This is a genomic window from Halorussus salinisoli (assembly GCA_005239435.1).
In the GTDB taxonomy this organism is placed as follows: domain Archaea; phylum Halobacteriota; class Halobacteria; order Halobacteriales; family Haladaptataceae; genus Halorussus; species Halorussus salinisoli.
Genome location: SZNP01000001.1, coordinates 923,844 through 946,741, shown reverse-complemented (window position 1 = coordinate 946,741; position 22,898 = coordinate 923,844). Strand labels below are relative to the sequence as shown.

Here is a 22,898-nt window from a genome sequence, read left to right as displayed (position 1 = left end):
CTCTATCATTTATTCTCTGCTATCGTTATCAAATCCAATAACGCCAGACGACGACCCCCGAAATCATTAGTGTTCGCCGGTCGTCCGACGACCTGTGACCGCAATCGCACTCCTGAGCGTCGCACCGGTCGTCGAAGGAAGCATGGCCGGCGAAGTAGCGAAGGCCGTCGCCGCGCTGGACGACTTCGACGTGTCCTACGAGACCAACCCGATGGGCACCGTCGTCGAAGCCGACACCGTGGACGAACTGTTCGCCGCCGCGCAGGCCGCCCACGAGGCCGTCGATGGCGACCGCGTGAGTACGTTTCTGAAGATAGACGACAAGCGCACGCGCGAGCAACGCGCGCACGAGAAAGTAGATGCAGTCGAGGACGCACTGGGCCGGGAAGCCAAACGAGAGCGGTAGTTCCCGGCAGACCGCCGGTAGCGCCGTCCTCGCCAACCACCGAGGGCTCTCGACGAAGAACCAGAGCCGACAGCTTTCACGCCGCGGAAGTCGAGAACGTTTCGAGAGAAACCATCCCGAACTGACAGCGACTGATAAACGGTTTAGGGGGTGACGCCCAATCCACGCGCATGGACAGTCTCAATCGGAACGCACTCGAACTAGCCGACGAGGCACTCGACTTCGCCGAGGAGTTGGACATCGGAGCGAGAGAACTCGACAACGGGGCCACCGTCCTCGACTTCGGTCACGAGTTCGACGGCGGCGTCGAGGCCGGACTCCTGCTGGCCGAGATGCAGACCGCCGGACTCGCCACCGTCCAGACGCGGATGGACGAGGTGGCTGGCGCACCCTTCCAGTACGTCGAACTGACGAGCGACCATCCCGCGCTGGCCCTGCTCTGTTCCCAGAAGGCCGGATGGGAGGTCACGACCGAGGACTTCGAGGGTCTCGGGAGCGGTCCGGCCCGCGCGCTCGTGGCCGAAGAAGACGAGTTCGCGCGCGTCGGCTACCAGGACGTGTCGGACTTCGCGGTGCTGGCGGTCGAGAGCGACGACTACCCGACCGCGAGCGTCGCCGACCACGTCGCCGACCTGACCGGCGTCGAACCGAGCAGCGTCTTCCTCCCGTCGGTCCCGACCGCGAGCGTGGCCGGGAGCGTCAGCGTGGCCTCGCGCGCCGCGGAGATGGCCGTCTTCCGACTCTCGGAACTCGGCTACGACCCGCTGGACGTGGTGAGCGCCACGGGGTCCGCTCCGGTCGCGCCCGTCGCTGGCGACGAGGAGTCCGCCATCGCCCGGACCAACGACGCGCTGGCCTACGGCGGGCAGGTCCACCTGACGGTCCGCGAGGAGTTCGACCGCTTCGACGAGATCGTCTCGACCGCCAACGACGAGTACGGTACCCACTTCGCCGACATCTTCGAGTCGGTGGACTGGGACTTCTACGAGGTGGACGAGAGCGTCTTCGCGCCCGCCCAGGCCACCGTCAACGTGGTCGGCGGCGACACCTACGTCGTGGGTGAGCGAGACGAGGACCTGCTGGCCGAGAGCTTCGGCCTCTGAAACGGAGGGACCGAGAACAGCGATGAAATTCAAACTGGTTCCCGAACCCCCCGCGGACCTCGACTTCGTGGCCGACGCCCAGCGCGCGGTCCCACTGGTCCCCGGGAGCGAAGACGACTGCTGTGCCCGGATGCTCGACCGGACCGACCTGACGAGTCGCGACGCCGCCCGGACGTGGCTGACCTTCCTGCGGGCGCTCGGACTGGCCGAGGAGCAGTCGTCGGGATTCACCCGGACTCGTCAGGACCCCACGACCGAATTCCTGCGAGAGCAGTTCCGCGAGAACGTCTTCGGAGTGCCGGCGGTCCTCGAGATTCTGGCCGAAGCAGAGGGGCCGCTCTCCGCGGGCGAGGTGTTCGAGCAGTTCCGCGACGAAGTGCCGACGTGGGAACACCACAAGAATCCGAACTCGTGGGAGGAAATCTGGGGCGAGCGCGTGGGGTATCTGTTGGACTGGTGCCTGTTGTTGGAGTTAGTGGAGGAAGCCAACGGGAAGTACACAGATTAGCGTTCTATCGACACCCTCGGCCCACGGCGGGCTCCGAGCGCTTGCGATAGGTGCAACTCGCAGACTGAACACGTGGAGACCAGTTCACTCCAATGCGAGTATGACACCCCTAAGCGGTCTTTCCCCTGCTCCCCTCGTCATCCCGACGTACGCAGTGTCGTCCACCACGGCTGGAGAGGCAAACGCCTTGCCCTCGTACGTCTCGTCCGGTCGTACTTCGAAGCGCCAGCGCTCCTCGCCGCTCGCCGCGTCCAGCGCGTACAGGTTGAACATCCGTCCGACGTAGATAGTACCGGGAACGACTGTCGTCAACGTCCAAGTTACCCTGTGGAGGTCCTCGAATCGCCAACGCTCCTCGCCGGTTTCGCTCGACAGTGCGTACACCGTTTCCAGATCCTGAATGTATATCGTGTCGTCAGCCACCGCTGGCTCTAGCGTCGGGAACGTCGGCGCTTCGAAGCGCCAGCGCTCCTCGCCCGTTTCTGCGTCCACCGCGTAGACGTTCGTGTCTTCACCACCGACGTAGACCGTGCCGTCGGCCACTGCTGTGGAGAGCGTGGCGGCAGTTGGTTCCTCGAAGCGCCAGCGCTCCTCGCCCGTCTCGGCGTCGAGTGCGTACACGTTCTCGTCCTCCGCCGGGACGTAGACGCCGCCGCTACCGACCGAAAGATAGTGTTGCGGGGCGTCCACATCGTCGAAACGCCACCGTAGTTCGCCGGTCGTCGCGTCCAGCGCTTTGACGTCGGTGTCGTCGCCGAAGTAGACCGTATCGTCGTGTACCTTCCCGTTCTTGATCGTGTCACTAGATGTCACGAACAGCCAGCGTGGGTCGCCAGTCGCCGCGTCTAAGGCATACACGGTGCCGTCTGTGCTTCCGACGTAGACGGTGTCGTCCACCACTGCCTGCATGCCGAATCTACCTTCGGGAGCCGAGAACTGCCAACGTTCGGTCCCGTCCTCGGTAGCGATGGCGTGCAACGTCCCCGCGAGGAAATTGTTGGTGGTATAGAGGGTGTCTCCGGCGACGACTGGCGCGTACACCACACCGTCGTCTGGCAATTCGAAGCGCCACCGTTCCTCGATGGGCTCCGAGGGGCCCGTCGCGGCGGGGTTGTACGAGGTGTTCGCCGCGTCGTGGCCCAACTGCCGCCAGACGTCTTCACCAGTGTCTGCCTGCTCGTGAACCAGGTCCCCGGCATCGAACGACGTCGCTCTCCCCACCCGTCCAACGGGGGCGACCAGTGCAAGGTGTTTCAGGAACGTCCGACGGTCATTCCTGACCCCGTCAGTGCCAGCCAACTCGTCGCTTCTTTCCGCAGATCGGGTCATCTGTGCTTCCACCGTCCCGGCAGGACACCGGCCATGAGTATCAACCCCGCATATCCTCCATATTTTATCATTATATTTATGGTCGGCCGCCACGGCCCACTGAAGCGGACGGAATTTCGATTACCCTCGTAGGAAAGTCAAGACGACGACGTCGCTCGGTTATATCCCTTCCACTCCGACCCTCTCCAGTATCGGTGTGTTATCCAACATGTAAACGTAGATGCCTGAGGGGAAACTATGGCGTCTCTTTTATAGAGTCGCACAGGGTGGCATCGGTACCACAGTTGTGGAACATCTGCACCCCTCTTACGTCCCGAGCACGTTTTTGAGGATACCGTCCTCCATTCGCACTGCGTACGTCCCACCTCAACTCCTGCTAGCGGCCACGACTCCCCGTAGACCCAACCGAGTCAGTTCACCGAATCTTCCGGACGTTGCTGATGTCGAACCCGCCGTCGTGAATCTCCGTCTCGAATCGGATGATGTCCTCGGCCTCCAACCGCGGCAGCACGCCGCGGAACTCCCGGACGAACATCACCCGGTCGCGCTCGTTGCCGCCGGTCTCCCACTCGAAGGCGATGGTACCGTCGGCCGCGCCCATCAGACTCCCCATCTGGGTGTCCGAGAGGGCTTCCTGATTGACGAGGACGAGAATCAGGCCGTCCCACGCTCGGGAGGCCTTCTGAAGCCCCTTGACGAGCAGGGTGATGTCGCTCCAGTCGAGGTGTTCGCTGGGCGCGCGAGCGAGGTCGGTCAGCGAGTCGATGACGACGAGATTGCCCGAGGCGTACTCGTTGAGGTACTCGCCGAGCGCCTCCAGTACGCCGCGGCGGTCGCTCCCCTGTCCGAGGTCGGTGATGGTCTGGGTCTTGCGGGTGTACCACTCGCGGGGAATCGCCGAGAGTTGGAAGTACTCCTGGCTGAAGTCGGCGAACTCCACCGTTTCGACGCCCGCGTGGACGAGGTCCTCGCTCATCGTGAACTCGATCTCCTGTCGGAGTTCGTCGCCGCTGGCGGTGAACGAGACGTAGTGGATGTCCTCGGGCACCGCGGCCTGGTCGGAAACGTTGCCGTAGTGGAGTTCGAACTGGTCCTCGTCGGTGTGGGCCAACCCGTTGATGGTCGCGGCAGTGTAGCAGAACTCGCGGGCACCGGCCCCGGCCTCGCCTGCCAGCAGGACTACGCTTCCGGGCGGGGCACCGCCGCCGATGATGTCGTCGAGTCGGGAGACGCCGAACGGAACTCGGTCCATGTGCTTCTCGTGTTGGGCGTCTCAATCGGGGTGCTTGGGTCTTTCGTGTGTCCGAGGTAACTCGTCGGACTGTCCGTCGTCTCGGACAGGTCGTACTTCCAGCACGGGAGACAGAATATTATTTCTAGTACATATAGGGTTGTATGTTATAGAAATGTAGAGGAATACGGCCGGGGTTCGATGCCGAACCGAAGCCGCCAGCGGACCGGTAGCTACCGATCGAGCGAATCGGGACCGCAACTCCACCGCAACCGCGCCCGCACCGCGCCCCGTGCCTCCCCGCGTGCGAGCGCTCGGCCGCGACCGCATCGATACGGCCGAGCGCGAGCGCGGCGCGTCCGGTGGTCTGACTCAATGGCACGTCCCGTGGTCGGTGTCACTCCACGTAGTTCACAGAGCGGGCCGACCACGCGAAGGTTTAAATCCGAGAACAGGACGAACCCCTCCCGGACGTTTCGCGCGGTTGCGGGCAGATAGCTGGCGAGTCAGCCAGCGCGGCCGCTTCGGTGACTCCCGCTGGCCAGCGGGAAGTCGCCGCTACCTCGTAACCACCAGTCCGACTAATCCGAAAGGACGGAGCCAAGCGTCACCCCTCGATTCGCGCACCCCGATTCCGGGGTTCGGCGACCAGCACCTCGCCGCCGACGCCCGCCACCGACAGCGCCGCGTAGGCCGCCTCGCGGGCCGCACCGACGCGGCGCTCGGTCGTCACGCCGTAGACCGCGGGCCCCCACGACGACTGGCCAGCGCCAGCGATAGCTGGCGACTCCGAGAGCCGTGCGACCACCTCGCCGACCGGCGGTCGGTAGACCCCGCCCTGCTCGTCGGCGTACCACGCACCGTTGAGTCGGCCGACCTCGGCGACCGCCGCGCCGAACTTCTCGGAGTCGCCCACCGCAACCGCGGGCAGGACGCGCCGAGTGACGACGGCGGCGATTTCGTCGGCGAGGTCGGGGTCCGCGCGCTCGACGACCGACCGCATGCTCGCGTCCTCGTCGTTACCACTCCGGCCGGGTTCGGAGTCCGGCAGGGCCACGACGAACCGCCACTCGTCGGGCACCTCGTGGTGGGCCGCGACTGCCGGGACCGACCACTCCCCGCGCGGCGGTCGGTCGGCCGTGAATCGCTCCGTGGGATGGCCGGAGTCGAGGACGAACCCGCCGGTCTCGAAGGTGGCGACCCCGACGCCGCTCCGGCCGCCGCGGCCCAGTTTGGGCGCGCGCTCGCGGACTCGTCGCTCGCAGTCGTAGGCGTGTGCGACTGCTGCGAGAACGGTGAGTGCCAACTGGGTCCCGCTCCCGAGACCGACGTGGCGGGGGAGCGTCCGCTCGACGGTCACGTCTACGCCCGGCACGTCTAGCAGTTCGACCGCCCGCCGTGCGTACTCGCGGGCGGCGTCGTGGTCGCAACGCACCGTCTCGGCGGGGTCTGCAGTCACGACGACGCGCGGCGAGTCGAGCGCGACGCCGAGCGACCCGTACAGTCGCTGATGCGCCAGCGAGAGATTCTGAAAGCCGAAGTGGAGGCGCGCTCCGGCCGTGACCCGAGCCATGTCCCCGGTTGGAGAGGAGAGGGGTTCGTAGTTCCGACAGTGGCAAAAACTGGTCAGGTCAACTCCCCGAGAACGTGGTCGGCGATGCGCTCGACCCCGTTGTCGTAGTCGGGTTCGTTCGGCCGATGCCGGACCGCCCGAGCGACGTGGGCCACGGAGTGTTCGACCTGGAAGCCGCGGACTCCTCTCCGTTCGAGGACGCGCGTCACGCCGTGTTGCTCGTCGGTGAACGGGTAGACGACGCAGGGCGTCCCCCCGACTGCGGCCTCCATCACGGTGGAGTAGCCCGAGCAGACGACAACGTCGGCTGCTCGAATCCACGGTAAGAGCGCGGGCACGGGTTCCCAGCGGTCGCCGCCGACGAGCGTCACGTCGTGACCCTCGGTTCGCAGGGTCTCGGCGAGTACGTCGAAGTTCGTCGAGTAGACACTCGGAACGACCAGCACGTCGACGTCGTCGTCCGGCGGTGGACAGCCGTCGGGGTCGAGCGCGATTGGCGGGACGTGGGTCACGCCCGGCGGGTCGCCCTCGTCGGGCGGCCACACCGCCGGGTAGAGGAACGACTCGGCCGCTCCCAACTGGAAACGGTTGATGAGCCACGTAAACACCTGCTCGACGGCGGCGTCGTAGTACGAGGCCGCGTTGTGCGTGACGATGTAGAGCGGGGTCCCGGTCAGCGACGCTGCCATCGCGGCGAACATGTCGTCGGTCACCAGCGCCGCCGGGTCTTCCCTGCGGAGCCACCGAACGAAGTCGACCACGCGCTTGCCGCTGTAGGGGAGGCTTCGAGTGACGACTCGACTGAGCGACCCCTGCTGGTAGTCGCCGATGTAATCGACCGGCGCGGCCCGAAACACCTCGTAGCCGTTGTGCTCGATGAACCGGGAACCGGGGCCGCCGCCAGCGAGCGTGATCTCCGCACCCGCGTCCTCGAAGGCCTGCGCGACGGCGAGCATCCGGGTCGCGTGGCCAGCGCCTTCAGGGTAGTGAGCGACGGCGACCGTCTGGTCCATGGCGTTCTTTCGAAGGCCGCCCGGAAAGTATGTTCCCATTCTAGGATTTCCCAGGGCTTCGATGGGTCTGGGGCAACTCCTCGGAATACATCGCTTCGGCTTCGTTTCCGACCCAATCGAACGAAAGTCACCGACGAGTCGAAAAAGTGACTTCGAGTTTATGGGACGGGGGTGGAAGTGGTCAGCCTTCCATCCCGCTGAACGAGAGTCCGCCTTCGATGTACTGCTGGGCGAACAGGTAGACGAGCATTATCGGCGACGCGAACGTGAGTGCGAACGCCGAGAACCGCGCCCACGGCACCGAGTACTCGTCGACCAGCGAGAACAGCCCTACCGGGAGAGTGTAGTTGTCGGTCCCGAGCAAGGTCTGGGCGACGACGAACTCGGTCCACCCCGTGAGGAAGGTGAAGATGAAGATAGTCGCCAACCCGGCCTTCGACAGCGGGAGGATGACCTCGACGACGACCCGCCACGCGGGCGCGCCGTCCACGACCGCGGCCTCCTCGTAGGAAACCGGGATGCCGTCCATGTAGGTCTTCAGGAGCCAAGTGTTGAACGGCACCGCAGTCGCGGCGTAGTAGACCGACAGCGCGAGTTTGCTGTCGTTGAGGCCGATCTGCACGAACACGGTGTAGAGACCGATGAGTAGCGCGATTCCGAGTCCACCGCCGACCTGCGTCAGCAGCACGTAGCCGAACAGGATCTTCCGGCGGCCGATGAACTTCCGGCGCGAGAGCGCGTACGCGGCGGGGACGACGAGACACATCGACAGGATGACCGTCGGGATAGCGACCGTGAGGCTGTTCCACAGGAACTTCTTGAAACTCGACGGGTTGTCGACGCCGTGGGTCGAGGCGTCGAGGAACGTCAGTTGCGGCGTGTCGAACACCAGCACCGATTCGGTGAACGGAATGGCCAACCCGATGCGGTAGGCCGGTACGATGAGGTCGCCGAGAACCCAGACGAACGGTTGTATCGACGGTTCTTCCGGGAACAACCGCAGACCGTCCACCGAGTGTATCGACCCGCCGGTGCCCGACAGCGCCGAGATGAGTATCCAGTAGATGGGGAACAGGAGCGTGACGACGACGACCAGTGCGCCCGCCGTCAGTCCGAGACTCTTCAGCGGTCGAACCGGCGAAATCTCGCCCTTCCGAATCCCGGCGGCGGTGTAGCGCATCTCCCGGAGCACGTCGACCGGCGTCGTCGCCAGTCCGACCGCGTCGTCCTTGACGTTGCGAACGACCGAGCGGAGGAGACTCACTCGTCGCTCACCCCGTCTGCGAGTTTCCCGCGCTTGACGTTCAGCCACATGAACGCGCCGATGAACGCGATGGCGACGAGGCTAATCGCGGCACCCTGTCCGTACTCGAAGTAGGTGAACGCCTCCCGATAGCCGTAGACGACGACGAGTTCGTTCGCCCTGGCCGGCCCGCCCTCGTTGAACACGTACGGGATGAGGAACTGCTGGAACGAGGCGGCAGCCGTGAGTATCGACGCGAACAGGACCGGCCGCTTTATCGAGGGGAGGGTGACGTGGAGGAATCGCGCGAGGTAGCCCGCGCCGTCGACCTTCGCGGCCTCGTGGAGCTCCTCGGGTACGTCCTGAAGCGCGCTCACGGTGATGATGACCATGAAGGGGTACGCCAGCCACGCCTCGGTGACGTTGTACGCGAGAAACGCCATCCAGCGGTCGCTCAGCCACGACACCGACGACAAGCCCACCGACCGGAGGACCTGATTCGCCAGTCCGAACTCCGCCGAACTGAAGATGCCGCGCCACACCGTGATGGTGAAGATGGCGGGCAGGCCCATCGGGATGATGATGAGCGAGCGCATCACGCGTTTGCCTCGGACGCGGTCGCCCGTGACTATCAGCGCGACGCCGATGCTCAGCGTCAACTTCAGCGCGACGCTCGTGGCCACGAACAGCCACGTGATGCCGAACGAGTTCCAGAACTGTACGTCGGTCAGGACCGTGACGTAGTTCTCGAACCCGACGAACGCCGCCTCCCCGAAGGTCAACACCGACAGCGCGCCCTCGCCCGCGAACAGGTTCGAAGGCTCGGCGTTCGTGAACGAGATGCCCAGCAAGTAGAGTATCGGGAACAGCATGAACGCCGAGAAGACGAACAGCCCCGGCAGTACGAGCAACAGCGAAGCGTCTTCTCGTTCGAGAAACGGCACGTCCTCGACTCGTCGCGCGACGCGAGAGGCAGTGCTCATGAGTTGGGGTTACTCCCAGTTTTCGCGGACGGTTTCCTCGGCCTGCTGCATCGCCGCCTCGACGCCAGCGTCGCCGTTGAACACCTTCGTCATCGCGTCGGTGAGCGGTTGCCAGACCTTCCCCATCTTCGGGTCGGTCGGCATCGGGACGCCCTTTCGAACCGTCTCGGAGAACGCCTTCACGTCGTCCGGGAGGGCGTCGCTTCCGGCGAGACTTTCGAGAACCGGGATGCTCCCCTGGTCTTTGGCGGCCTGTTCGAGCATGTCCTCGTTGGTCGCGTACCACTCGGCGAACGACTGGGCGGCCGCGGCGTTCGCTCCGTCGTCCTCCATCGCCTTGGCGAAGTACCACATCTGGATTCCGGTGTACGGCCGGGCCTCACCGCCTTCGGGCGTCGGCAGCGTGGTGACGCCGAAGTCGACGCCCTTCTCGTTCAGCGTGGCGAGGTACCACGGTCCGTTGATGGCGAACGCGGCGTTGCCCTCGGCGAACGGCGCGGCTTGGGTTTCGTAACTGGGGTCGTTCGGCATGTAGGGCTTGAGGTTGTCGAGCGCGAACTGGACGCCCTCGATGGTTTTCGAGTCCGTCAACCCGAGCATCGGGTCTTTCTCCGGGTCGAAGTAGTAACCGCCGAACGCCTGTGCCCACGCGCTGACGAAGTACGGGTCGAAGGGGTAACTGAGGCCGTAGGCGTTGTTCCCGGGGTCGTGATGCTCTTCCATCACGGACTTCATGTCGGCGACGGTTTCGGGCGGTTCGTCGACTATCTCGGTGTTGTAGACGAGCGTCACCGTCTCGGCGGCGTAGGGGAGACCGACCACGTTCCCGTCGAACTGGACGGCCTCGGCCGCGGCGTCGGTGAACACGTCGAGTTCGACGTTCAGTTGTTCGCTCCGGTCGGTGATGAACCCGCGCTGGTGGTAGTCGCCCACCCAGTCGTGGGCCCAGTCGAACAGTTCCGGCCCCTGCCCGGCCGGAATCGCGCTCGTGGTCTTCTTCTTCAGGTCGGAGACGTCCGACCCCTCCATCGTGTGCTTGGAGTTGTCGTTGAACTGCTTCAAGGCCGCCTTGCGAGCCTCTAGCTCAGTGTCCTGAAGACTGTACCACGCTTTCGCGGTCCCCGCCGGACCGGTCGCGGTGGTCTCGGTCTGCCCGGAGTCGTCCCCGGCGGTGGTGTCGGCCCCACCGTCGTCGCTGGTCGTCGTGTCGTCCTGTTCCTGCACGCTCGTACAGCCCGCGAGAACACCGGCGAGGCCCGTCACGCCGATACTCTTGAGAGCTTTTCTGCGATTCATTGTCATGGGGTGAATAAGTGTTGAATTAGTTGTTCATAACTTAAAGCCTTGGGTTTCAACACGGTCTTTCACTGAAGACGCGGTGTCCCGAGTCGAAACCCGGCGCGCTGTTCGGCATCGTTCGGGTGTGAAGCCCACCTAAATCTCCCGGTTCGTCGCGGGTGGAACGCCGGTTACGCACCGCAGGAATCGGCGAGATAGTTCCGGTCCCGGAAAATCCCCGCCCGGTCGCGATCACGCGAGGGGGCGGCGTGATGCGCCGCGATGCGAGCGGTGCAACCGCGAGCAAGCGAGTGACCTCGGAAGACGCGGGTCGTCTTCCGGCGGTCGCTCTGCGAGATATTCGCGGACCTCTCCCCACGACACGGCCCGCGAACAGGGCCTGCAGAGACGACTAAAACGAACGCGGCCGGGCGGCCCCTTTCGGTCCCACCGATTCGCTGCGTCAGCCAGCGTTCGCGCGTGGCCTGATTGGTCGAGCGTTCGCCGGTAGCATGGTCAGTCGAGTGCGTCCGCGGTAGAGTGGTCGTCCTGCGCGTCACTGCCGCTACCGCACGCGCTGGCGTCACCAGCGCGTGCGGGCCAACTCTCACCTCTAGCCATACTACCTAACATCTTACCCCATAACAGATGGTTAATAGAAATATATAGGTATTCGAAGACTGCAAAAATGTTTATTTGTACACCCCGTCCGAACCACGCTACACCCGCCTTCGAGCGGGAGACGTCGCCGGGTCGCGGCGGAACGCGACCGAAGGTGATTCAAAAAAAAGACGAAATAATGCGTCACAGATTTAGCGAAGAAGGCAAGAACTAAAGCGTGGCAGACGTACTCAAGGAGAAGGATGGCGACAGTAACCCTACGTGACCTCAGAAAAGAGTACGGTAACGGTCAAATCGTGGCCGTGGACGACATCGACCTGTCCGTCGAAGACGGGGAGTTCGTCACCGTCGTCGGCCCTTCGGGATGCGGCAAATCGACGACTCTGCGGATGATCGCCGGTCTCGAACGGCCGACCGACGGTAACATCTACGTCGGCGGTAACGACGTGACCGACGTACACGCTCGCAAGCGCGACGTGGCGATGGTGTTCCAGAACTACGCGCTCTACCCCCACAAGACGGTCGAACAGAACATGGCGTTCGGCCTGCGGATGAGTACCGACCTCACGAAAGACGAGCGCAGCGAGAAGGTCCGCGAGACCGCCGCGATGATGGGCATCGAGGACCTGCTCGACCAGAAGCCAGACGAACTCTCCGGCGGGCAGAAACAGCGAGTCGCGCTCGGCCGGGCCATCGTCCGCGACCCCGACGTGTTCCTGTTCGACGAACCGCTCTCGAACCTCGACGCGAAGCTCCGGACGACCATGCGGACCGAGATTCAGCGACTCCAGAACGAACTGGCGACGACCTCCATCTACGTGACCCACGACCAGGAGGAGGCGATGACGATGGGCGACCGCATCGTCATCCTCGACGGCGGCGAAATCCAGCAGACCGGCGTCCCCAAGGAGGTGTACAACGACCCGGCCAACGAGTTCGTCGGCGGGTTCATCGGTTCACCGAGCATGAACTTCCTCGACGTGACCGTCGAAACCGACGGTGGGACGACCCGACTCGTCGGCGATGGCGACAGCGAGTTCTCCTACGAACTGCACGACGAGCGCCTCCGGAACGCAGTCCGGGGCCACCAGCAGTTGACGCTCGGCGTCCGACCCGAAGACGTCTCCGTCTCGGGACCGGGCGGTAACGCCGTCGAGACGACCGTCGAGGTCATCGAACCCGTCGGGTCGGACAACTACCTCCACCTCGACGTGGGCGAGGACTTCATCGCGCGGGTCGCCTCGGACGTGGAACCGGACAACGGCGAGAGGATTCACGTCTCGTTCGACGCCGGGGACCTCCACCTCTTCGACGCCGACGACGGCGAGTCGCTCCTGTACGAGCCCGAGCAGTCGGCGACCCCGACCGTCTGAAGAAAGTCCGTTTTATTCGCCTGCTACCGTCGCCGGTTCGTCGGCCAGCAGGTCGCGCTCGGCCAACAGCGCGAGAGTCGTCGTCCGGAGCGCGTGAGGCCACCCGAGCGGCGTGGCGCTGTCGGGCGTGCCGTCGTCGAACATCTGCTCGGGGAGCAACGCGCCGTTCGGACAGAGCGGCCCGTCGGGGAGGACCAGACCGAGCAGGTCGCGGGCCGTCGCGGCGAACTCCTCGGCCCGCGGGTCGTCGCGGTCGGCCAGCAGTACCGCGAGGTTCGCCGACGCGAACGCGCCCCACGCCGTCGAAACCGACCATATCTTCTCGTCGTCCTGCGAGCGCGTCCGCCAGTCGTCGCCCTCGTAGCGGACCAGCCCTCGGACCGGACTCGCGTCCGGGTCGCGGGAGAGTTCGTCCACGACGGTCCGGACGTGCGAGACCAGTCTGTCGAGGCGACGGTCGCCGACCTCGGCCACCCGGTCGTACGCGAGGTGCGCGCTCGCCAGCGCGAGCGACCCCGAGTCGCACCGAGCGTCGAGGCCGCCGGCGTCGAAGGAGGCAGTTCCCCCGTCGCCGGTCTCGTCCTCCGCGACGATGCGGTAGCCGTAGATTCCTCGGTCGGGAACCCAGAGGTCGTCCAGCGCCTCGTACACCCGGTCGGCCCGTTCGGCGGCACGGTCGGGGAAGTCGGTCCGGTCGTCTGCACGGTCGGCGTCGCCGGTCTCGACGCCGGCGGCCGTGGCGTACGCTTCGAGGAACGTCGCGGCGGTGTGCGTGAATCGGCCGGTGGCGTCCTCCCACGCGTTCTGACAGGCCACCGGAAGTCCGTCGGCCGCGACCGTCCGGTCGAGTCCGTCGAGCGCGTCCGCGAGCGTCTCCGCCGTCCGGTCGGCGAGGTCGACGTCGAGCGCCGGGAGCGCGTCGGCGAGGTACGCGACGACGCTGGCGGTCTGGTCGGCCTGATAGTCGAGGTAGTCCGGGTCGTCGCCGACCGAGAGGTGGCTGTTGGCCCACCCCGGTGCGAGAGTTCGGTTGCGGGGCCAGACTCGGTGGGGCCACGTCCCGTCACGGAGTTGGGTCTCGCAGTAACTCTCGGCGCTCCGGGCGTGCCAGTCGTCGAGTCCGAGGTCGAACCGGCGGTCGGCGTGGAGGAGGAACCGCGAGATTTCGGCGTCGTCGCGGAACCAGGTGTAGCCGTAGCCGCCCGAGTGGACGTGGTAGGGGTCGAACTCCGGCCCGGCGATGCGGAGTCCGGTCGGGGCCGACAGCACGCCGAGAACGCGGAGGTCGGCGGTCACGGCGTCGCGCTCGGGCAAGTCGTCGGAAATCGGAAGTGCGCGCTCGTCGGCGGCCCGCTTCAGGGCGTCGGCGTCGCCGTACTCGGCGAGAACCGACGAGAGATGGTCGAGCGCCGCCTCGCGGTCGGTCCGGGCCGCGTCGGTCAGCAGTGTTGCGAGCGTCGCCGTGCCGTCCTCGAAGGGGAGGTCACAGAGCAGGTCGCCGCTCAGACTCGACTCCTCGCGTCGGCCGCCGTCGTCGGGTCGGGGTCGCTCGACCGGGTCGGCGTCGAGCAGTTGCTCGAAGTCGGCCGGGATACAGCCTCGGGCGGCGGCGAACCCGGTCGCGCTGGCCACGAAGTCGTGTTCGTCGTCGTGGTAGAGTTCCACCGCGTCGGCGTGATGGAGTTGGGCGACCCCGGTGTCGCGGCCGTCGGGCGAGAATCCGAGGAAGGCGACCAGTTCCGAGCGGTCAGAATCGTCGGTCTCGGAACCGTCGGACTCTGAACTGTCGTGTTCCGGGCCATCGTATTTCACGTGAGTCACGTGCGCGCGCCCGAGCGTGAGGTCGTACTGGACGACCGTCTCACCGTCGGGGAGTCGGTGTTCGGTGACGACCAGCGTGGTCTCACCGTGGTACGACTGGGAGACCGTATCGCAGGCGTCGAACCACAGCAGGTCGCCGTCGCGCCGGACGCCGAATCTGGCGGTGTCGAGACCGTGGCGACCGGTCAGCGGCGACCCGAAGTCGCGGGGATAGCCGTCGTAATCGACGTGGACGAGTCGCCCCGAGTCGTTCGCAGGAGTGAATCCGGTGAACAGCCCGGTCGTGGTTCGACGCTCGCCGGGAAATCGCGTGTCGTGGCCCTCGTAGCGTTTGAAGTCGTCGAGAGCGTCGCGGAGTTGCATTGAAAAAACGAACGCGACGACCCTGTTAATAACCTTTGGTGTAATTGTTGTTCACACGTACACAGTTTGCGGAACAGTGAAGTGCGTCGGCGCGCGCGGTAGGCGTATGCACGAACCCGGTCCGCCAAGATTCGCCCACGTCGGCGAGTCGGTGGAACTCGCTCCCCGACGGCCCGACGCCGACGCTCGGCAGAACGCCGACGCACGACAGGACGCCGATGCCCGATTCTCGTGGCGCGTCCTCGACCGGCCCGCCGAGAGCGAGGCCGGCGTCGGCGACGGCGCGGTCGTCCACCTCGAACCCGACGCGCCCGGCACTTACGCGCTCGAACTGACCGCGCCCGACGGCACCCACCGCCAGACCGTCCGGGCGTTCCCCGACCCACGCCGAACGGTCCAGTTCGGCGCACCCGTCTCGGACCTTCCGCTTCCGGCCGATGAGATAGAGACCATCTCGCTGACCGGTCCGTTCAACGAGTACACGCTCGGACGCGACAGGATGGTCCGGGACGGCGACAGCTACGTCGCCGACTTCGACCTGCCGCCGGGCGACCACGAGGGCATCTGCGTCGTCAACGACGACTTCGAACACTCCCACACGGTCGAGGTCTCGGTCCCCGGGCCGGGCCGTCCCCGCGTCCACCTCGACGGCCGGGTCGAAGGCGAGACCCTCGTCGTGACCGCGGAGGCAGAGGCCGCGCCCGACGGGGGAGACCCCGACGTGGAGTTCTGGCTGGACGACCGCGACGACCTCCCGGAGTCGGCCGTGACCGAGAACGCGACGGAACTCCGCGTTCCGGTCGCCGACCTGCCCGACCGTGCCCGCGTCCACGCCGTCGCAGTGGCCGAGCGCCACAGCGTCGCCGACACGCTGGTCGTCGACGGACCGTCAGACGCGGACCGCCGCGGAGACGTGACCGTCTCGCGGCCCAACGACCCGCCGGAGTGGGCGCGCCACGCGACCGTCTACCAGATTTTCGTCCGGCGGTTCGCGGGCGAGACCGTCGAGACGACGTTCGAGGAAATAGAGCGCCGGGTGGCGTACCTCGAATCGCTCGACGTGGACTGCCTCTGGCTCACGCCCGTCGTGGAGAGTCCCACCGACCACGGCTACCACGTCACCAACTACTTCGACACCGCCGACGACCTCGGCACGCGCGCGGAGTTCGAGTCGCTGGTCGAGCGCCTCCGAGAGGCCGGAATTCGGGTCGTGTTCGACCTCGTCATCAACCACACGTCGCGGGACCACCCCGCGTTCCAGATGCACTCGGCGGGCGTGGCCGAGTACGCCGACCACTACGAGCGAGTGCCCGCGGAATCCGACCCGGACGACGGGGATGCCGACGAAACCGACGCCGAAAGCGGCGATACCGTCGTCGACACCGACGACGTGGACTGGGCGGGCGAGGGCGCGCCGGGGTACTACTTCAACTGGACCCGCATCCCGAACGTCAACTACGACTCGCTCGCGGTCCGAAAGTGGATGCTCGACGTGGTAGACGAGTGGGCACCGCTGGTCGACGGCTTCCGGGCCGACGTGGCGTGGGGCGTCCCCCACGGCTTCTGGAAGGAAGTCCGCGACCGAGTGAAGACCGACGACTCGGAGTTCTTCCTGTTGGACGAGACCATCCCGCGCGATCCCCAGTTCCACGAGAACGAGTTCGACGCCCACTACGACACCGCGCTCTACGGCGCGCTCCGCGACATCGGGCGGGACGAGGCCCCCGCCGACGCGCTGTTCGACGCGCTCGACGCGAATCACCGGGAGGGGTTCCCCGAATCGTCGCTCCTGCTCCGGTACGTCGAGAACCACGACGAGACGCGCTACGTCACCGAGTGCGACGAGTCGGCGCTCCGGGCGGCCGCGGCCGCGACGTTCACCCTGCCGGGCACGCCCATGATCTACTACGGCCAGGAGCGCGGCGTCGAGGAACAACGCGGCGAGATGAAGTGGTACGACGGTGACGCCGACCTCACCGAGTTCCACCGCCGACTCTCGCGCCTGCGGAGCGAGCGGCCGGTCCTGCGGACCGGCCGCGTCGAGAGCGTCGACTGGGACGGCGACGACCGAACCGTCGCGTACGCCCGCGACGACGGCGAGACGCGGTTGGTCGTCGTCCTCAACTTCGGCGACGACCTCCGCGAGGTCGCGGTCGGCGAATCCGTGAGGGAGACCGACCTGCTGACCGGCGAGTCGGTCGCCGTCGGAGACGCCGTCGAGGTCGCAGACGCGGTCGTCCTCGAAAGCGAGACCTGAGTATTCGAGGCGCACGGAGCCGAGACAGGTTAAAATATTTATTAAACAATCGACATTCGTTCTTTTAGTATTATTTGTATTTGTCACCTCGACGTGCTCGATGCCACGAGCGACCGGGCAGAGACGCTCTAAAAAGCCACGCCGAAACTACCCCGTACTCTTATGTGACGTTGGTGATAATGGGGGTTCGATGCCACGCTGGCCACTCCGGCTACGGGCGCTCCTCGACGGGAACTACGCCGTCGTCGTGGGTGCGCTCGTGGTCCTCGCACTGCTCGGCGGGTGGCTGACCTACGGCGCGTACGTCTCCCCGGGAACGCACGCCGAGGAACGACCCGTCTCGTCGTGGCGAACCACCGGACAGTTCGACCACGGAGCGACCGTCACCGAGGAGAACTCCGTGTTCTCGGTCGGGGCGAGGCTGTCCAACCGGACGACGTACTTCCGGTCGGTCGCGCCAGTCCTCGACGGCACGTTTCGGAGTCGCTACGACGGGGCCGCGAGGGGCAACCTCTCGGCGCGAGTCACCGTCACGCTCGTCCTGCGCTCGGTCGGCGACGGCGAGAGCGGCGAACCCAGAACCGAGTACTGGCGAGACGAGCGCGAACTCGCCAGCGAGCGAGTCGAGTCGGTGTCGCCGCGCGAGTCGGTGTCGGTTCCGTTCGAGGTAGACGTGAACGAACTCCAGAACCGGACCTCTCGAATCCGGACCGAACTGGGTTCCGGACCGGGCGAGGTGGAGGCCACCGTTCGGGCGAACGTCCGGTACACCGGGATGGTCGAGGGGCGACAGGTCAACCGGACCGTCGAACACGCGATGGCGCTGGGCGTCGACGGCGGCGTCTATCGCGTCGACGATCCCGGACCGATGGACCAGCGCCACGAGGAGACTCGCACCGTGACCGTGCGCGACGACCCGGGTGCGTTCGCTGGCGTCGGCGGGCCGCTCCTGTTCGTCGTCGCCACCGGCGCTACCGCGGCGGTGGTCGTCGCCCGCCGCCGCGACCGACTCGGACTCGCGGCAGACGAGCGCGCGTGGCTCGACTTCAGGGCCGACCGCTCGGACTTCGAGGAGTGGATAGTCACGGTCCGACTCCCCGAACAGGCGCGCGACCTGCCGCGTGCGGAGGCCGAGACGCTGGCCGACCTCGTGGACTTCGCAATCGACACCGACAACGCCGTCGTCGAACACCCTGACACCGGGGAGTTCGCGGTGGTCCACGGCGTCTACCGCTACGTCTACGACCCGCCAGCGCGACCGACGCGCGACGAGGACGCTGGCGACGAGACGGGCGACGGGGGCACCTCTGACGTCGGTCTCGGCGAAGCGGGCGACTCCGGAGAACCGGACGAGGACCGCGAAACCGTAACCTCTGACGAGAACCGCGAAGACGACGAACCGGTCCAGACGACCGACTGATTTCCCACTACTGAAGCCGAGGGTCCCGTCCGATTCGGCGCCATTTCGGTGTCTTCTCGGGTTATTCGACCGTAGCCGACACCCCGACCGTTCCGATAGATTCAAAAACAACTACCAGATTCGACTACGGTCAACGACGGAGGCAACTACTCCCCGTCGCGCTTCACACCCGGGTTCGTCACTGCGCCGTTGGCCGCAGAGCCGAACGTCGCGCCGTACTTCGCCAGCACGCCGTTCTGATACGATAGCTCCGGTTCGTCGCGGGCGTCGAGTCGGTCCTCCATCTCCTCCTCGGAGAGGTCGACGTCGAGCGTCCGGTCGCGGATGTCCACGGTGACGTGGTCGCCGTCCTCCAGCGCGCCGATGGGACCGCCCGCGAACGACTCCGGGGCGGCGTGGCCGATCATCGGCCCGCGGGTCGCGCCCGAGAACCGGCCGTCGGTCACCATCGCCACGTCGTCCTCGTGGCCCGCGCCGACCACGGCGGCGGTGACGCCCAGCATCTCGCGCATGCCGGGACCGCCCTGCGGTCCCTCGTTGCGGATGACGATGACGTCGCCCGACTCGATGCGACCCTCCTGGACGTACCGCATCGCGTCCTCCTCGGCCTCGAAGACGCGCGCCGGTCCCTCGTGGTGGAAGTTGTCCTCGCCCGTGACCTTCAGGACCGCGCCGTCGGGCGCGAGATTGCCCGTGAGAATCTTGATGGCTCCCTCCTCGTGGAAGGGGTCCGAGACCGGGCGGACGAACTCGGCGTCGATTTCCGAATCGGCGGGCAGGTCGAGTCGCTCCAACTCCTCGGAAATCGTCCGGCCCGTGACCGTCTTGGCGTCGCCGTCGAACAGACCCGCGTCCACGAGTCGCCGAATCACGACCGGAACCCCGCCCTGTTCGTAGAGGTCGAACATGGTCTTCTGACCGCCGGGTTGGAGGTTGGCTATCTTGGGCGTCCGACGCGAAATTTCGTCGAACTCCTCGATGTCGAGGTCGATTCCGGCCTCGGCGGCCAGCGCGAGCAGGTGGAGGACGCCGTTGGTCGAACCGCCGATGGCGACCTGCAAGGCGATGGCGTTCTCGAACGACCGTTTGTCGAGGATGTCGGACGGCTTGCGGTCGTTCTCGATGCAGTCGAGCGCGAGTTCCCCCGCGCGCTCCGCGACGTCGTAGCGTTCCTCGAACTCCGCGGGTGCGCCCGCGCTCCCGAGCGGCGCGAGACCGAGCGCCTCCGAAATCGAGGCCATCGTGTTCGCGGTGAACATCCCGCCACACGACCCCGCGCCGGGGCAGGCGTGGCGCTCCAGGTCGTCCAGTTCCTCCTCGCTCATCTCGCCCTCGGCCACCGCACCGACGCCCTCGAAGACGTTCTGGATGGTGACTTCCCGACCCTCGTGTTCGCCCGGCATGATGGACCCGCCGTAGAGGAACACGGAGGGCAGGTCGGTCCGAATCGCGGCCATCATCATCCCCGGAAGGTTCTTGTCGCACCCGCCGATCGTGACGAGACCGTCCATGCGCTCGCCGAAGGCGACCAGTTCCACCGAGTCGGCGATGACCTCCCGCGATACGAGCGAGGCGCGCATCCCCTCGGTCCCCATCGAGATGGCGTCCGAGATGGTGATGGTTCCGAACTCTATCGGCATCCCGCCCGCGAGGTCCACGCCGTCGTACGCCGCGTCGGCCACGTCGTCGAGGTGGACGTTGCACGGCGTGATGTCGGCCGCGGGGTTGGCGATGCCGACCATCGGCGACGAGAGGTCGGCGTCGTCGTAGCCCATCGCGCGGAACATCGCTCGGTGCGGCGCGCGCTCGACTCCTTCGGTGACCTCGTTGCTCGGGAGGTCGTCGGGTTTCTCGGTCATACCCGGGGGTAGCCCCGGAGGGGCTTAAATCACTGCCCTCGGACAAACGTTGCTGTTCGATCCGAACGCGTTCGGCCGATTCGAACGAGTTCGCCAGACTCGAATAGGTCCGTCCGACTCGAACGCGTTCGGGTGCCCACAACTCCCGGCGTGCCCGCCGACGGTCTGCTACTCGGCGAGTCCGAGAACGACCGCGTCGGCTTCGTAGTCCTCGACGAACGCGCCGTCGCCGCCGACGCTGTACCGGCCCGCGCCGGTCTCGACGACCAGCGCGGCCTCCACCGGGAAGGAGTTGTTCGCGGGTTCGACCAGTCCCTGTCGCACCGCGACGACTCGGCCTTCGAGTTCGTCGGGTCCGTCGTCGGCGTTGAGCGGTCGGCCCTGAACGGTCGCCACGAGGTCGGTCCCGGCCCGGAGGTGGAGGGTCGCCTGTAGCACCGCCTGCCGGAAGTCGTCGTACGTCTCGGGGAGATGGTGGGGGTCGGCGACGTACACCTCCTCGGCCATCGGCCAGTAGTTGCCGAAGAAAGAGCCGATTATCACGGGCGCGAGTTGCGGCTGAGTGAACGCGATGGCGCGCTCGCCGCTGTTCGACCGAGCTATCATCTGCGGCGGCGCGACGAGGCTGTGCGTTCGGTCCACGGTTATCAGCGTCGGCGTCGGTTCCTCCCACGCGCGGGCGACCGTGGCGAGGCCGTCGAGCGCGAGGTCGTCGCCGGGGTCCGCGCCGGTGACGACCAGCAGGACGAGAACGCCGCGTTCGACAGCGTCGCGCAACTCGTCGGCAACCTCCGAGAGGTGGTCGTGCGGGAGCGACAGCGCCACTTCCTCGTCGGCCTCCCGGATGAGCGCGGAGACGCGCTTGAGAACCGTCACGCGGGCCTTGATGACCTCGAACTCGTCGGACTCGGGCGTGGTCCGGGAGTAGCGGGCTTCGAGCGCCGGACCCATCCGCTCGACGTGTTGGGACAGCGAATCGACTACCTCTTCGGGCGGGACTGCCCGGATGGTCGTCGGAACCGCGTGGTCGTTGACCGAGACGAATCCTCGCTCCTCTAGGTCCTCGCTGACGCTGTAGACGTACCGCTTGGAGACGCCCGCGTCGTCGGCGATGACACTGGCCTTCGCTTCGCCGTGGTCGAGTATCGTCAGATAGGTGTCTATCTCCTTGTCCGAGAGACCGAACTCCCGGAGCAGTCGAGAGAGCGTCGGGTCGTCCATCGTTCACATCTGACCGGGGGCGGCACTTAAGAGCCTCGTATGACGCGACTACGGCGGTTCAGAGACGAGGCCTCGGAGAACGGTAATCCCTCTTTCGAGACGTGAACGGGAGTCAGTCGCGTTACCGGAGCGAACGCCGGAGGCGGGCCAGCGTCGAAGTCGGCCGGTCGCGCGACCGGACGCGAATACGGCCCGTGCCGACCACCGCGCGGCCGACGAGGTAGAACCCTCCGCCCAGAAGCAGATCGATGGCCACAATCGGTGCCCACGGATGGACGCGATAGAGCGCGCCGATGGTCGACCGGGGGAGGACCGCGAGGTATCGGCGTTCGACGAGGAATCGCCGGTAGTAGCCGGTTTCCGGCGGTGCCGACAGGGTGACGGTGGCGTTGACGGTCGTACGGCTCCCGACCTGTGTCTCGCGCGGCGCGACGTCGACGCCCTCGCTCGCGGGGTCGAGGAAGACGACGACCGGGACGAGGCCGCCGTTCGGGACGCGGTAGGTCAGGTTCTCCGCGGTTCCCGTTTCGATGATTCGCGGCCCGGGCGCGTCCGACTCCGCGCTTACGACGCCGAACTTCTGGGTTCCCGCCGGGATCACCATGCTCGCGGTGGCCGTTGCGACCAAGACGAGCGCGAGTACTCCGAGGACGAGGCGGGCGTCATAACCGTCGGTGCGCGACCGGTCGCGGCGTCTGTCGTCTCTGCCCTCCTCTCTAAGCGTTTCGACCGCGTACGCGACGACACTCGCGCCCAGAAGCAGGTACGCGACTCCCTGCGCGCCGAGGAGCGACTCCACACCGAACAGCCTCGCCATTCGTCGCTGGACCGTGACGAGCGCGTTCTGGACGGTCTCGACGCCCGCTCCGAGTCGGGGAATCACGACGACGTGGCCGTTCACCTGTAACGCCTTGGCGACCACTTGCGCCCGCTTCACCGGTGGCTCTTTGCCGTCTTGATCGGGGAACGGATTCGCGTCGCCTTTCGTGACGTAGCCCCGGTCGGTCGCGTCCACGACGCGGTGGGTCGTGAGGCCGCCGCCGTGGAGTCGTTCGGCCTCGAAGACCACCACGTCGCCTTCCTCTACGGGACCGGCAATCTGGTGGGGCACTGCGACGAACCCGTCGCCGGGTTCCATCGTCGGCGACATGCTCCCGGTCTCGACGTAGCCGAGGAGAATCGGGTAGCCCAGAGTCTGGCCGACGACGAGCGAAGTGACGACCACGATCGTCAGCACCTCGAGGGCGAGCGTTAGCGTGCGACGGATTCTCATTTCGGACAAGCGCATCGACGTAT

Annotated in this window: 17 protein-coding genes; 6 read left to right on the top strand and 11 right to left on the bottom strand. The window is 66.2% G+C overall.

From position 1 onward, the window contains the following. Positions 1-94: 94 nt before the first annotated feature. From E2484_RS09060 to E2484_RS09050, 3 genes are all read left to right on the top strand, one after another. A complete protein-coding gene (locus E2484_RS09060) occupies positions 95-406 on the top strand; it encodes an MTH1187 family thiamine-binding protein (protein ID WP_137284874.1) in 312 nt (103 codons plus the stop codon). Between the two features lie 170 nt (positions 407-576). Next, complete coding sequence (gene mch / locus E2484_RS09055; protein WP_137284873.1) at positions 577-1,509, top strand: methenyltetrahydromethanopterin cyclohydrolase; 933 nt, start codon at positions 577-579, stop codon at positions 1,507-1,509. 22 nt (positions 1,510-1,531) lie between these two features. Then, a complete protein-coding gene (locus E2484_RS09050) occupies positions 1,532-2,017 on the top strand; it encodes a hypothetical protein (RefSeq protein ID WP_137284872.1) in 486 nt (161 codons plus the stop codon). A gap of 84 nt (positions 2,018-2,101) precedes the next feature. Here the strand turns inward: E2484_RS09050 and E2484_RS09045 are convergent, their stop codons facing one another. The 7 genes from E2484_RS09045 to E2484_RS09015 all read right to left on the bottom strand — a co-directional run bounded on the left by E2484_RS09045 (position 2,102) and on the right by E2484_RS09015 (position 10,691). After that, positions 2,102-3,439 carry an outer membrane protein assembly factor BamB family protein gene (locus E2484_RS09045; protein ID WP_137284871.1) on the bottom strand — a complete coding sequence of 446 codons (1,338 nt, stop codon included), beginning with the start codon at positions 3,437-3,439 and terminating at the stop codon, positions 2,102-2,104. Between the two features lie 322 nt (positions 3,440-3,761). Beyond that, positions 3,762-4,598 (bottom strand): RAD55 family ATPase, encoded by an 837-nt coding sequence (locus tag E2484_RS09040; RefSeq protein WP_137284870.1) that lies wholly within the window; start codon positions 4,596-4,598, stop codon positions 3,762-3,764. 586 nt (positions 4,599-5,184) lie between these two features. Beyond that, positions 5,185-6,150 (bottom strand): beta-ribofuranosylaminobenzene 5'-phosphate synthase family protein, encoded by a 966-nt coding sequence (locus tag E2484_RS09035; RefSeq protein WP_137284869.1) that lies wholly within the window; start codon positions 6,148-6,150, stop codon positions 5,185-5,187. Positions 6,151-6,203: 53 nt separating this feature from the next. Beyond that, the gene (locus E2484_RS09030) at positions 6,204-7,163 is read right to left on the bottom strand and encodes a glycosyltransferase (RefSeq protein ID WP_137284868.1); all 960 of its coding nucleotides are present in this window, start codon (positions 7,161-7,163) and stop codon (positions 6,204-6,206) included. A 181-nt stretch (positions 7,164-7,344) separates the two neighbouring features. Then, a complete protein-coding gene (locus E2484_RS09025; RefSeq protein WP_321112217.1) occupies positions 7,345-8,427 on the bottom strand; it encodes a sugar ABC transporter permease in 1,083 nt (360 codons plus the stop codon). Next, entirely contained in the window at positions 8,424-9,389 is a 966-nt protein-coding gene (locus E2484_RS09020) for a carbohydrate ABC transporter permease (protein WP_137284867.1), read from the bottom strand. Before E2484_RS09020 ends, E2484_RS09025 begins: the two co-directional genes overlap by 4 nt. 9 nt (positions 9,390-9,398) lie before the next feature. Further along, the gene (locus E2484_RS09015) at positions 9,399-10,691 is read right to left on the bottom strand and encodes an extracellular solute-binding protein (protein WP_137284866.1); all 1,293 of its coding nucleotides are present in this window, start codon (positions 10,689-10,691) and stop codon (positions 9,399-9,401) included. A gap of 839 nt (positions 10,692-11,530) precedes the next feature. On the opposite strand from E2484_RS09015, the gene E2484_RS09010 reads away from it, so the two are divergent. After that, complete coding sequence (locus E2484_RS09010) at positions 11,531-12,661, top strand: ABC transporter ATP-binding protein (protein ID WP_137284865.1); 1,131 nt, start codon at positions 11,531-11,533, stop codon at positions 12,659-12,661. A gap of 12 nt (positions 12,662-12,673) precedes the next feature. Here the strand turns inward: E2484_RS09010 and E2484_RS09005 are convergent, their stop codons facing one another. Then, complete coding sequence (locus tag E2484_RS09005; RefSeq protein ID WP_137284864.1) at positions 12,674-14,845, bottom strand: glycoside hydrolase family 15 protein; 2,172 nt, start codon at positions 14,843-14,845, stop codon at positions 12,674-12,676. Between the two features lie 106 nt (positions 14,846-14,951). On the opposite strand from E2484_RS09005, the gene E2484_RS09000 reads away from it, so the two are divergent. Beyond that, a complete protein-coding gene (locus tag E2484_RS09000; RefSeq protein WP_137284863.1) occupies positions 14,952-17,102 on the top strand; it encodes an alpha-amylase family glycosyl hydrolase in 2,151 nt (716 codons plus the stop codon). 190 nt (positions 17,103-17,292) lie between these two features. Next, a complete protein-coding gene (locus tag E2484_RS08995; RefSeq protein ID WP_137284862.1) occupies positions 17,293-18,522 on the top strand; it encodes a DUF5305 domain-containing protein in 1,230 nt (409 codons plus the stop codon). Between the two features lie 146 nt (positions 18,523-18,668). Here E2484_RS08995 and ilvD read toward each other — a convergent pair whose 3' ends face one another. The 3 genes from ilvD to E2484_RS08980 form a co-directional block, all read right to left on the bottom strand. Further along, the gene (gene ilvD, locus E2484_RS08990; protein ID WP_137284861.1) at positions 18,669-20,381 is read right to left on the bottom strand and encodes a dihydroxy-acid dehydratase; all 1,713 of its coding nucleotides are present in this window, start codon (positions 20,379-20,381) and stop codon (positions 18,669-18,671) included. Between the two features lie 168 nt (positions 20,382-20,549). Next, positions 20,550-21,602 carry a TrmB family transcriptional regulator gene (locus E2484_RS08985; RefSeq protein WP_137284860.1) on the bottom strand — a complete coding sequence of 351 codons (1,053 nt, stop codon included), beginning with the start codon at positions 21,600-21,602 and terminating at the stop codon, positions 20,550-20,552. A 121-nt stretch (positions 21,603-21,723) separates the two neighbouring features. Beyond that, a complete protein-coding gene (locus E2484_RS08980; RefSeq protein ID WP_137284859.1) occupies positions 21,724-22,875 on the bottom strand; it encodes a signal peptidase I in 1,152 nt (383 codons plus the stop codon). Positions 22,876-22,898 lie beyond the last annotated feature (23 nt).